The organism is Pseudomonas sp. CROZ-RG-20F-R04-15, assembly GCF_022662375.1.
GTDB lineage: Bacteria > Pseudomonadota > Gammaproteobacteria > Pseudomonadales > Pseudomonadaceae > Aquipseudomonas.
In genome coordinates this window covers 367,998-380,687 of record NZ_JAKNQL010000003.1, presented here as the reverse complement: position 1 = coordinate 380,687, position 12,690 = coordinate 367,998, and the positions used below count along the sequence as shown (strand labels likewise).

The 12,690-nt window shown below is 60.2% G+C and carries 9 protein-coding genes; all 9 read right to left on the bottom strand.

Going from position 1 to position 12,690, the window contains the following annotated elements:
- On the bottom strand, nucleotides 1–2,673 hold a 2,673-nt coding region (locus tag L8H52_RS07840), incomplete at its 3' end, for a DUF6531 domain-containing protein (RefSeq protein WP_242206560.1).
- Nucleotides 2,673–3,410 carry a DUF4123 domain-containing protein gene (locus L8H52_RS07835; protein ID WP_242206558.1) on the bottom strand — a complete coding sequence of 246 codons (738 nt, stop codon included), beginning with the start codon at nucleotides 3,408–3,410 and terminating at the stop codon, nucleotides 2,673–2,675. The genes L8H52_RS07835 and L8H52_RS07840, both read right to left, overlap by 1 nt.
- Complete coding sequence (tssI, locus tag L8H52_RS07830; RefSeq protein WP_242206557.1) at nucleotides 3,400–5,442, bottom strand: type VI secretion system tip protein TssI/VgrG; 2,043 nt, start codon at nucleotides 5,440–5,442, stop codon at nucleotides 3,400–3,402. The genes L8H52_RS07835 and tssI overlap by 11 nt, the downstream gene beginning before the upstream one ends.
- 130 nt (nucleotides 5,443–5,572) lie before the next feature.
- On the bottom strand, nucleotides 5,573–6,088 hold the full coding sequence (locus L8H52_RS07825) for an Hcp family type VI secretion system effector (RefSeq protein ID WP_007919523.1): 516 nt from the start codon (nucleotides 6,086–6,088) through the stop codon (nucleotides 5,573–5,575).
- A 345-nt stretch (nucleotides 6,089–6,433) separates the two neighbouring features.
- Nucleotides 6,434–7,816, bottom strand: coding sequence for a VOC family protein (locus tag L8H52_RS07820; RefSeq protein ID WP_242206556.1), 1,383 nt, complete (start codon nucleotides 7,814–7,816; stop codon nucleotides 6,434–6,436).
- Nucleotides 7,817–7,904: 88 nt separating this feature from the next.
- The gene (glcF, locus tag L8H52_RS07815; protein ID WP_242206555.1) at nucleotides 7,905–9,125 is read right to left on the bottom strand and encodes a glycolate oxidase subunit GlcF; all 1,221 of its coding nucleotides are present in this window, start codon (nucleotides 9,123–9,125) and stop codon (nucleotides 7,905–7,907) included.
- Nucleotides 9,126–9,127: 2 nt separating this feature from the next.
- Complete coding sequence (glcE, locus tag L8H52_RS07810) at nucleotides 9,128–10,177, bottom strand: glycolate oxidase subunit GlcE (RefSeq protein WP_242206554.1); 1,050 nt, start codon at nucleotides 10,175–10,177, stop codon at nucleotides 9,128–9,130.
- Complete coding sequence (glcD, locus tag L8H52_RS07805; protein WP_242206553.1) at nucleotides 10,177–11,676, bottom strand: glycolate oxidase subunit GlcD; 1,500 nt, start codon at nucleotides 11,674–11,676, stop codon at nucleotides 10,177–10,179. The genes glcE and glcD overlap by 1 nt, the downstream gene beginning before the upstream one ends.
- Before the next feature lie 82 nt (nucleotides 11,677–11,758).
- Complete coding sequence (locus L8H52_RS07800; RefSeq protein ID WP_242206552.1) at nucleotides 11,759–12,685, bottom strand: alpha/beta fold hydrolase; 927 nt, start codon at nucleotides 12,683–12,685, stop codon at nucleotides 11,759–11,761.
- Between the last annotated feature and the right edge of the window lie 5 nt (nucleotides 12,686–12,690).

The window sequence follows — 12,690 nt, the reverse complement described above, 5'->3', positions numbered from 1 at the left end:
CCGGGTGATGCGGCCGAGTTCATCGCGTTCGGCGGTGACATTACCGTAGGCGTTATAGGTAAACGCACGGGTAGCACCGCCCGGCAGCGTGACCTGGGCGAGGCGATTAGCGGCGTCCCATTGATATTGGGTGATGGCGCCGGATTCTTCCTGGCGGGTGATCTGCCGACCTAGTGCGTCGTAACGATACTTGCGCTGGCCGCCATCGGGCAGGCGTTCTTCCAGCAACTGGCCGAGGTTGTTCCAGCCGAGTTGATGACGGCTGCCGTCCGGGTGGCGAATCTCCAGCAGACGCCCCTGGCCGTCGTAGCTGTATAGCGTGGCGTTGCCGTCCGGGTCGATTTGTAGGGTGATATCGCCCTGTCGGTTGCGTTGGTACTTCCAACTGGCTTTGCCGCGATGAACATCACTCACGAAGCCGTTGATGTATTCGTACGTTGTGGCTTCGTCTTCCGGCGGGATAACGGCAGTCATCAAGCCGTTGTCGTTGTAGCGGTACTCGGTGACGGCACCCAACGGATCCTTTTCCGCGATCAATTGGCCTTTGTCGTTGTAGGCCTTGAGATGCTCGGCACCGTCCGGGTCGATCTTGCTGATCAGTCGCGCCTGATCATCGTGGGTGTACACCTCTTCGCTGCCGTCGGCGTTGGTGACAGTCACGCTGCCTTTGTCATCCCAGGCGTAGTGCGCTTCCATCTGCGAGAAGTTGGCCCAGTGATGTGTGCAACGAGACAGTTTGCCTTCGTTCTCCCACTCCCAGTAGAAAGCAGCGCCGCCCGCCAGTTGCCGCTCGAGAATGACGTGCTGTTCGTTGTAGCGATAATGTTCGGCTTCACCGGCTGCGTTCTTCGCCTCGATCAGACGATGCTGGGTGTCATAGCAGTAGGTGACCAGCGTCTGCACCGTATTCCAGGCGTCTTCCAGATTGTCCGCGGGCAGGAACTGCTGATAGTCGACCGCGACAATGTGTTTGCGGTCGTAACGTAGAAGCAGGGCGCGACCGGCGCCATTGTCGAGGCGTTTGATACGACCATGGATATCGCGTGTGACGTGCAGTCGATTGCCATAGCTGTCGCTAATGGCGATCAGGGTAGCGCCTTTGCTGTTAGAGCGGAAGTGGTAGAACGATGGTCGCTTGCCGGCTTGCGCTAGAACTAGTTCCGATGGGTCGTCACCGAGAAAAATGGCGGCTTTTGAAAGGCTGTTGGTGATCGCGGGACGTTGTTCACTCGGGAGCGGGAAGGGCGTTGCGCGGTTTTCGTGGTCGGTCCAGATGACTTCATCGCCATTGATATCAATACGATGAGCCAAGGCATGGCTCCAGCCATAACCCAGCCCGCAATCAATTTCCACGGCACTGGTTCTGTAGAGACGCGTCCACTCAAACGGCAGTAGCCCGTCGAGTTGACCGTCGGTCAGCGTCAACAACTCTTCACCGGTCACCATCGAAACCGGGCACCCGTTAGTGCAAGTCTCGGCGGCAGGCTCTGCGCTTTTGTCGGCAGGTGTCTTCGCTTGCTTGGAAGCATCGTCAGCTATTTTGCCATCCGCGAGTTTCGCGTTTTTCTTTCCATCAAAACGCAACTCGGAAATTCCGTTTCTCACCTTGGCCGTCACACCCCGCGCCGCAACAGCGGTGTATTTCGCGACGTATTCCATAAAGCCATTGATGATCTTGAACAGCGACTTAACGAAACCGACCACGGCGTTGATGACAAGCTCACCGTATTTCTTCAGTCGGGCAGCGAGGTAGAGAACCCCGGTACCTTCAGCCGCAATGGTCAATACCACGCCGATGACGATGTCGATGGCGATACCGACGACCATTGCCGTGGTCATCTTCGCGATGTCGCCCGCCATCTTCATTGGCGGCAACCCTGCGAGCCAGATCACGGCGCTGCGTACCAGCAGGAACAAAGCTGCTTCATCGCTGGCCAGTAACATGGCCTTTTTCATGACGTCCGGTGTGCTTTGGGCAATATCGATTAGCTTTTGTGCGCCAGCACCGAGATCATCTTTGAATTTTCCCGGGTCTTGCAGGATGTCGAGCACCTGATTGATGCCATCCCACACACCCTTGATAGCCTCCCAGCCACCTTCAAGAATGCCGGTGCCAATCGCCATCGCGGTGCCCGAGGTGGAAAGGTTCGACCATTGTGGTTTGAAACCAGCCCACTCCTTACGCAGAAAACCTTCCAGATCTGCGGTCACGCCGCTGTAGGAGCTGAAGAGGGCGTCGATCTGCGCTGGTGTCACTTCGTTATGAACGCGGATCTCGTAGAACTTGCCGGGAATGCCGCCGGTCCACGCGGCTTTGCCCTGCGCATCGAGCGTGACCTTGCTGACCGCACCACCTTCCACGGCGACGATCTCGACTTCGATTTCGCCGATAGGAATGTCGTAAACCGACTCGAATTTACTCTCGATCAGCAACGGACCCTTGAGAGGGCACTGCGCCACGTTCGAGGTAAAGTTGCCGTCGGTCATGCTCACCGCTTTGCTGGTGTCGCCAACCTTGATCACTCGCTCCATGCCCAGCAGTGAGGGCAGGTCAGCGGCCCGACTGGCCTTGTCGGCGACCCTTGCGTACCAGGTTTTGGTTTGTTCCTGATACAGCTTCAGACTGTCCTTGAAGGTGTTCAGTTGGTTGTCAACAAAGGCAACGCGATCCATCAGCCTTGCTCCAGAATCAGGTGGTTTAACAGTGCTTCTTTAAGGTTTTTTGGAGCATCTGGCCGGCGTAGGAAACGGGCGACTTTCAACTTCAGGTTGTTCTCGGGCCAAGCGGTGTAAATGTCCGGTCGGTCTTCTTCCAGCCACTGCATCAAGTTGCTGATCAGCGTCGTCGGGTTTTCCTTGGCCAAGCCATCCAGTAACGGCTTCGGCACTTCCCACCACGGCCAATCCTTCACCTTCGGCACAACACGCGTCCCAACCTCCAGCGACTGCCCGTTAATCAGATATCGCTCAAACATCGGCATCACTTCCCCAGCCTTCTCCCCCAGCCCATGCAGAATCGGATAGATATGCCGTCCATCCCAAAACCGGAAAAACACCTCGGTCCCGTCCGGCATCTTCACCTGCGTCAGACTGCGCAGATGCTCGAACACTTCGTTCGGCTCGGAACGCGACACCGCCAGCCAGCCCCAATCGAGGGCATCGGTTTCAGCGATCCACGGCAGGAACGCGGAACTGGCTTTGAGCTCGGTGACGTAGGGCATCACTGGTTGCCAGGTGGAGTAGGGCGTGCCGCCCCAGATCGGGATGAGCTGGGCGGTGGGTTCGGTGAGATACAGGTTTTTCAGCGCGTCGGAATCACTCGCCGCACTGATGACCAGATACAAACGCTCGCCAGTCTGCAACGGCTGTTGCGCCAGCCAGTCCTTGGGCGTAATTCGATCAGATGGCACAGGCACCTGCCTTGCATTTTTCGCATTCTTCGCAGAACGGCGCGTTACGTTTGAGGGTGTTGATCTGGGCCGGGGTCAGGACCTGGCCGGCCTTGTCGGCGTCGGCCTGTTTCAGCAGGCCGGGCATCAGCGGGGCGGCGCCGGTGCCGCTGCCGGGGCTGCCGCCGGAGTTCATGTTGATCACCGGGCCGCTCATGGTCACGCCGCCGGCGTCGATCTTGATGAAGCTGCCGCCGCCGATCAGGGTCAGCTCTGCGCCTGCTTCCATTACCACCTTCATGCCGCTGCTGAGGTGGATTTCCTGGCCGGCGTCGATGAACTGGCCGGTGCCGATCTTGATGTGCTGATTGACGCCGACAGTCAGGTGGTCGTTGGCGCGCGCTTCGACTTTGCGGTCGGCGTAGACGGTGTGGTGTTCTTCGGCCTTGAACTCGCTGTAGCTGTTCTTTTCGACGGTGTCGTGGCGTTCGTTGCCGACGCGGATTTTCTGGTCGTGCTCGACGTTTTCGTCCCAGTCACGCTGGGCGTGCAGGTAGATCTGTTCCTGACCTTTTTTGTCTTCGATGCGCAGTTCGTTGTAGCCGCCACCGCCCATCGAGCTGAGGGTCTTGAAGGTGCTGCGGGTCTTGTTCGCCGGCAGTTCATACGGGACGGTGTTTTCCTTGTGGTACAGGCAGCCGCTGATCAGCGGTTGATCGGGGTCGCCTTCAAGGAAGGTGACCAGCACTTCCATGCCAATGCGCGGGATGGCGATGCCGCCGTACTGGGCGCCGGCCCAGGCGCTGGAGACGCGCAGCCAGCAGCTGGTTTTGTCGTCGGCCTGGCCTTCGCGGTCCCAGTGGAATTGCACTTTGACGCGGCCGTATTCGTCGCAATGGATCTCTTCGCCTTTCGGGCCGGTGACCACGGCGCTCTGGCTGCCGAGGATGCGCGGTTTCGGGTGGCGCAGGGGCGGGCGGTTCGGCACGTCCCACGGCGTGGCCTGAAAGCGGTTGCGGTAGCCCTGGTGGAAATCGTCTTTCAGCGCAGTGGTGTCGCTGGTTACCGACTCTTCGAGGACTTGCGGCTGTTTGCCTTCGTGGAGGACTTCGGTCAGTAACCAGAGGTCGTTCCATTTGGCTTTCGGGTGCGCGGTCAGGGCGAGGAAGTGGCCGCTGACCAGCAATGGCTGATCGCTTTTGCCTTCGGCGAGTCGGAAGTCGCTGCGATGGCGTTCGAGGGCGCGTTTGGCCAGGTGTTTGCCGCGCTCGCGGTCGATGAAGCGACCGGGGTAATCGTAGTCTTCAAGGTCGGGCAGGGCATCGCCACGGTTTTCGCTTTCGAGGGTGAGGCGCGGTTTTTCGAAGTCGTAATCGCGGCGGGTGGTGCGGCTGGTGCGGGTTTCCAGGCGCAGGTCGAAACGCTTGATCACCGGGTCGCTGGCGACCATGCCGGAGTCTTGCTGATAGGCCACAGGCTTGAGTTTCGGGAACACCGTCTGGTCATCGCCGAATACCAGTTTGTGCGCCGTCGCCGTGTGCTCGAAGTGGTAGTGAATACCTTCTTCCTCGCACAGGCGCTGGATGAAATGCAGGTCCGATTCATCGTATTGCACGCAGTAGATGCGCTCGGGATAAATCGAACCGGTCTTGAATTCGTAGGCGTTGCTTTGAATACCGTGCTCTTCGAGAACCTTGCCGATGATTTTCGGCACGCTGAGATTCTGGAAGATGCGCTGGTTGACGCGATGCGCGAGGTAAGACAATTGCGGGCGCAGGGTCACCGAGTAACGGGTCAGGCGTTTGCCGGAATCACCTTGCGCGGCGCGGTAGATCTGGCCGTGGACGCCGCTGCCGTCGGGCGACAGTTGCAGGAAGGCCGGTTTGTGCAGCAGGGTTTCGAGGTCCAGCGACGGCTGCTCACTGACCAGCTCCACCTCGAACACAAAAGGCTGGCTGATGGCTTCCCGGCCTTGCAGGGTGAATACCTGAAAGTCAGCGGAAAGACCTTCGATGGTCAGGGCAAAGTGAGTTTCATTGGCCGGCGCGAACATCCCTTGTTCCTCGTGCTGTACAGCGGCGTGAGTCGACGACCGCAAAACGGCTCAACTTACGCGAAATTCTGGAGGGCGAAAACAACATCGACCAGCAGAGCTGGCCGATGCTTGTAACGATCAGCCGTAATTAAACGACTGGAGCACGCCAGTCATCGGAACCCGAAGTACCGGATACTTCGTGGGTCCAGGTGATTTTACGGTAGGTGAACTGCACTTCTTCCAGGTGGGTGAAGTGCGAGTTGCCTGGATCCTGGCAGTTGTGCATTTTGTTGTTGATGGCGACGATGATCGCGTCTTCCAGTTTGGTGGTGTAGTAGTGCTCTTGGGTACCTTGAGCAGAAGTACGGAACCACTGGATAACGATTTCGCTCATGCGCTCGCCGGAGGTCAGAGCGGCTTGCAGCAGTGGCGAAGCCTTGTCGTAGACCTTGGTGATCACAACTGGCTTGTGAACGCGCTGACCGGTTGGCTGACCGGATTGTGGGTCACGCGGGATGATCACGTCGTGGCTGAAAGCCTGAACCATCACCTGGTCTTCGTGGCCTTCCTGGTAGGTGTTGCCTACGGAGTCAGCGGTGAAAGCGCCTGCAGTGATCAGGCCTTGTTTTTCGCCGGTAACCGACATGTACGCTGGTGTTGCCATGGGGTGCTCTCCTTGCGGAATAATTTAAGGTGCCCGGGAGGCGAAATCGCCCGGTGGGTGCCTGACTGTTATCAAGGAGCGTGCCAACAATTGTGGCGGCCATACGGGCCGGGGTGTTTGACTGATTTTTCCGGTGGACGTGAGAAATAGAGCGGCCATCCAAGGCAAAAGTGCGCAAGAAGTTGCGCAGTACTGCGCAACTTCTTGCGCACTTGGCTGCAGGCCTTGTGCGACGTGGCTCTCAGCGGTTTTATCAGGCTTTTTTGCAAAACAAGTGCGCAACTTCTTGCGCACAATGGCCACGCGCCATCATTTGGTCGAGGCGGCTGCTTCAAGATTTTCAGATCAAAAGATCGCAAGTTGTGTCAGACAATCATCAATCGAACGCTGCTGCGTCGCCGCATACAACCGCAACTCATCAATGGTCGCGCGCCCCAGCGCCTGCTCGAAGGCCTGCCGATTGGAATGCTCGCCATAATGCGCCTGCGCCGCATCGCCAAGGTTCGACTGAAAAATCCCCGCTGCGCTCACCGGCAGGAAATCTTCGTACACCAACGGTTCCGCTTTCACATAACCATCGCGCAACAAATCCTCCAGAGACGACTGCCCAAGCCCTCCAGCGGCCAGGCCTTTTTCCGTGGCGAAATAGCGAAAGTACGCCAGCTCTTGTTCGCGCATACCCTCGACACTGTCAGGAAATTCGCCAAAGTGCTGAGCCATCAGCGCGTTGTAGCGTGCGGCGTTGGCTTCGTTGGGGAAGTCACCGAGTTCATCGCGCGCGGCATTGAGCAAGCGGTCATACAGTGCCCTGCCTTTGGGCGTGAGTGCCGCGCCGCGTTGTTCGATTTCGCCGAAACGCGCGCTGTGGCTGCCACGGGTTTGGTTTTGATCAGTGAAGGCGATCGGCTCGTCCAGCGCCTTGAAACTGGTCTGGCGTAACAGGATTGGGCACTGCCGGCGCGGCGGTCCTTCGATGACGGCTTTCGGGGTGATGCCATGGGCTGGCATCTGTTCCTGCACGCTGTCGATGTCCAGTGTGCGCGGCGTCAGGTGATTGATGTGCGGGCCTTTGAATGCCACCACGTCGGCGATCAAGCGATGTTGCGCGCTCAACGTCTGATATTGCGCAGCGGTGACGGTGGCGCTGTGATGCCAGCGAAAAGTTTCCAGTGCCTGTAAGACGAATGCCTCGGCCTCGCTTTCATTCAATCCACCTGCGGTTTCAGCTTGCGCGATCAGGCGCAACGCCCCCGAGGTAAAGATCGAGCGTTTGGCCAACACGGATTCGGAAAAGGCGCGCAGCTGCGGATCTTCAATCAACTCCAGGCGCAACAACGAGGTGAACACCCGAAACGGGCTGACTTGCAGGGCCTCCTCATGCACCGCGCGAAACGCCGTGGAGTGCACCGGTACGCCCGCCGGAGTCAGGTCGTAATAACCCACCGGTTGCATGCCCATCACCGCAAACAGACGGGCGAGGGTGGCCAGTTCCGTCGCAGTACCAACGCGGATGGCGCCATGGCGCTCCATGTCCAGCCGCTGAATTTCGCCGGTGCTGTCGAGCTGCCGGGCGATGTCTGGCTGACGTGCAAGTACCTCGCGGTTGGTTTGCTCCACCAGTTGCATCAGCGCGCCATACAGCGGCACTTCTTCGCGGTACATGTCGGACATCGCTTTGGAGAAGCGTTGGCGGATCAGGTCGGGGCTGACGAACGGCTGCACGGTCATGAAAAAAATTCCTGCCACGGTCACGAAATGGATAAGGGAAAAGATCGCAGCCTTCTCGCACGCGGGCAAACGAAGAATCCTACGAACTTCATTCTGCCAACGACTGATCCACCAGTTCGATCCAGTGCATCACCCGCGTGCGCCCGGCGCTGGCCAGATGGCTCTGACAGCCGACGTTGGAGGTAACGATCAGCTCAGGGCGGCCACTCTCCAGCGCGTTGAGACGGTTGTCGCGCAATTGCCGGGCCAGCAGCGGTTGCGTCAGCGAATACGTGCCCGCCGAGCCGCAGCAGAAATGGCCGTCGGGCACGGCGGTAAGATTGAAACCCAGGCGGGTCAGCACGGCTTCCACCGCGCCGCCCAGTTTCAACGCGTGCTGTAACGTGCACGGGCAATGCACGGCAATCCGCCGTTCAGTGGCGGCGCAGATCTGCTCCAGCGGTTCCTGCGCGAGTATCTGCACCAGATCCAGCGTGCGTTCGCTGATTTCCCGGGCCTTGGCCGCATACAGCGGATCGTCTTCCAGCAAATGCCCGTAATCCTTGATGAATGCCCCGCAACCGCTGGCGGTCTGCACAATCGCTTCGGCGCCGTTGTGCAGGTGCGGCCACCAGGCATCGATGTTTTGACGCGCGCGGTCGAGCCCTTTGGCCTGGGCGTCGAGGTGATAATCCAGCGCGCCGCAACAACCGGCCTCGGCCACCGGGGTGACACTGATGCCCAAGCGATCCAGCACCCGCGCCGTGGCGTCATTGGTATTTGGCGATAACCCCGGCTGTACGCAGCCTTCAAGCAACAACACCCGCCGGGCATGACGCGGGGCAGGACGCAAACCGGAAAGAGCCAGATGCTTTGGCAGTTTGCTTTCCAGCAAGCGCGGCAACAGCGGCCGAAACGTCGTGCCCACCCGCAACAAGCCTTTGAACAATCCCGGATTCGGCGCCAATGCGCGCAGCCCCTCACGCAACAGGCGTTGCGCCGCCGGGCGCGGCACCGCGTGATCGACCACCGCACGGCCGATGTCGAGCAGGTTGTGATAGTCGACGCCCGATGGACAGGTGGTTTCGCAGTTGCGGCACGACAGGCAACGGTCCAGATGCAGTTGCGTCTGCGCCGTGGCCGGCGCGCCTTCGAGCACTTGCTTGATCAGGTAGATGCGCCCGCGCGGGCCATCGAGTTCATCGCCGAGCAATTGATAGGTCGGGCAGGTCGCGTTGCAAAAGCCGCAATGCACACAGGTGCGCAGGATCTTTTCTGCCTCGGCGGCGCGGGGTAACTGGCGCGATTGTTCGCTGAGGGTGGTTTGCATGGCTAGAACTCCGCGTACATCCGCCCGGGGTTGAACAGCCCTTGCGGATCGAGTTGCGCCTTGAGTTGCCGGTGATAGCGCAGCAGCGTCGCCGGCAGCGGCTGGAACGGCGTATCGCTGGCGCCGTGGCTGAAACAGGTAGCGTGGCCGCCCAGTTCCTGCGCGAGGATGTGGATGCGCGCCGAATCGGATTTCAGCCAGCGTTGTGCACCGGCCCAGTCGATCAACTGCTCGCCGGGCAAGTCCAGTGCCCCGAGATTATTCGGCAGTGACAGGCGCCACAGCGGTTGGCCTTCGTCGAAAAACGCCAGCCGTTGCTCATTCAGATTATGCCAAAACAGCGAATCCAACGGCTCGCCACCGAGGCGTTGATGCGCCGCCGTCACCGAGCCTTCACCGCCCTCAAGCCGCAGATACAGGCTCTGGCCATCGTGGCACGCGGCGCTGATCGGCAGCGGTTGTTGACCCCATTCGGCAAGCTTGGCCAGTGCCCGCGTGCAGTCCATGTCGAGGCGAATGCTCAGGCACTGGCGTGGTTTCGGCAGGACTTTCAGCGACACTTCGGTGAGCACGCCGAGGCAGCCGTAACTGCCGGCCATCAGCCGCGACAGGTCATAACCGGCGACATTTTTCATCACTTCGCCGCCGAAGCGCAGGTGCTGCCCAAGGCCAGTGATCACCCGCGTGCCAAGGACGAAGTCGCGCACCGAGCCCGACCACGGCCGTCGTGGCCCGGACAGACCCGTGGCGATCATGCCGCCGACGGTCGCGCCCTCGCCGAACGCCGGCGGTTCGCACGGCAGCATTTGCCCGGCAGCATCCAGCGCCGCCAGCAGCTCGGACAACGGCGTGCCGGCGCGCGCGGTGATCACCAGTTCGGTCGGTTCATAACGGACGATGCCGCAGTGGGCGCGGGTATCGAGCACTTCACCGGCTACCTCGCGGCCGAGAAACGCTTTGCTGTTGCCGCCCTGAATCTTCAGCGGCGTGGCGTTGGCCCGCGCCTCGTTGACCTGATCGAGCAGGGCGCTGGCGGCGTCGACATCGGCCATCAGAAGCGCTCCAGTTCGGGGAACGGCAATTGCCCGGCGTGAATGTGCATCGCGCCGAATTCGGCGCAGCGGTGCAGGGTCGGAATGTTCTTGCCGGGATTCAGCAGGCCTTGAGGATCGAACGCGGCTTTTACTGCGTGAAACAGACTCAACTCATCGCTGTTGAACTGCGCGCACATCTGGTTGATTTTCTCGCGGCCGACGCCGTGTTCACCGGTGATACTGCCGCCGACCTGCACGCACAGCTCAAGGATCTTGCCGCCCAAGGCTTCGGCGCGATGCAGTTCGCCGGGTTGATTGGCGTCGAACAGAATCAGCGGGTGCATGTTGCCGTCGCCGGCATGGAACACATTGGCCACGCGCAATCCGTATTCTTCGCCGAGACGGGCGATGCCTTGCAGGACACCGGGCAATTCGCGGCGCGGGATGGTGCCGTCCATGCAGTAATAGTCCGGTGACAAACGACCGATGGCCGGAAAGGCATTTTTGCGCCCGGCCCAGAAGCGCACACGCTCGGCTTCGTCGCGGGCCTGACGCACTTCGGTGGCGCCGGCGGCGGTCATGACCTCACGCACCCGTTGGCAATCGTCGTGGACATCGGCCTCGACGCCATCGAGTTCGCACAACAGAATCGCCTCGGCATCGACCGGGTAACCGGCGTGGATGAAATCTTCGGCGGCGCGAATGGCCAGGTTGTCCATCATCTCCAGTCCACCGGGAATGATCCCCGCCGCGATGATTTCGGCGACCGCATGGCCAGCCTTTTCCACCGAATCGAAACTGGCCAGCAACACTTTTGCGACTTGCGGTTTGGGCAGCAGTTTGACCGTGACTTCGGTGATGATCCCCAGCAAACCTTCGGAGCCGGTGAACAGCGCGAGCAAATCGAAACCCGCTGAATCGAGGGCGTCCGAACCGAGGGTCAGGCGTTCGCCTTCGATGGTCAGCACTTCGATTTTCAGCAGGTTGTGCACGGTCAAACCGTACTTGAGGCAATGCACACCGCCGGCGTTTTCGGCGACGTTGCCGCCAATCGAACAGGCGATTTGCGAGGACGGATCCGGCGCGTAATACAGGCCGAAGGGCGCCGCTGCCTGGGAGATCGCCAGATTGCGCACCCCCGGTTGAACTCGCGCGGTGCGCGCGGCCGGGTCGATGTGCAGGATGTTGTTGAAGCGCGCCATCACCAGCAGCAGGCCCTGTTCCAGCGGCAAGGCGCCGCCGGACAACCCTGTGCCGGCACCACGGGCAACCACCGGGACGTTTTTTTCATGGCAGAGTTTGAGCAGGGTTTGCACTTGCTCAAGTCGACGGGGCAGGGCGACCAGCATCGGCGTGGTGCGGTAGGCGGAGAGGCCGTCGCATTCGTAGGGTTTGAGTTCTTCTTCACGCCACAAGATGTCTAGATCGGGCAGCGCTTGCTGCAATGCCTTGAGGCATTCGGCCTTGTTCACCTGCGGCAACGGACCGTCGAGGCGTTCGTCATAAAGAATGTTCATCTCGACCTACCGATTTCTCGCGTGATCGTTCCCACGCAGAGCGTGGGAACGATCAGGGGCAGGGGCAGGGCAGAGTGCATTGTCATCTCTGGCTTCCCAGGAATTCGCGATACAGCCGCGCCGTATTCCCCGGCTGTTCAACCATCGGCATGTGCCCGACGTGATCCCAGACATCCACGCGCAAATTGGCGATGCCCTTGCTCCACACGGGCACGCTGCTGACGTCGATCAGCCGATCCTTGCGCCCCCAGAGCAACAGCGCCGGGCATTTTATGTCGGCCAGTTTCGGCTCCATCGGCGGGCTGGCGCGAAAATCGCGGAAGATCTCTTCCAGTTCATCGCGTTGTTGTTCGTAGCGCTGGGCGATGGCGTCCAGCACCAGGTTCGGCACCCACGGCGGCGATTCCATGGTCATCGCGTAAAACTGGCGAAACTCTTCCCGGGAATTGATCAGAAACGGGTTATGCCCGCGCGCCAGATGCCGCTCCATATCGCTAGCCTCGGGTGCGGTGACGCCCGCCGGGTCGATCAGTGCCACCGAAGCGATGCGATCCGGATAAGTCGCCGCCAGCCACGCGGCGATGTAGCCGCCCATCGAGTTGCCGATCACATGGACTTTCTCCACGCCGCAAACGTCGAGCAACTGGATCATGCGTTTGGCCTGCAACGGAATGTCGTAGCCACCGCCAGCCTTGAAGCCGGTTTCACCGTGGCCGGCGAGGTCCGGGATGATCACCCGATACTGGCGCACGAAGTGCCGGGAAAATCGCAGCCACAGGTTCTTGTCGGCGCTGTAGCCATGCAGCATCAGAATCGCGCTGGCCGCTTCATACGGCCCGCCCTGCCAGGTCGAGACGGTCATCTCGGCGATCGGCACTTCGATCTTGTGCAATTTGTACAACTTGGCCTCGATGGCCATGTTCAGGTCATACAGCCAATGACCAACCGCCGGATAACTCAACCAGCTCCAGGCCACGAAAACCGCGAGGGCGACAAACAGCAAAAGCATCGACG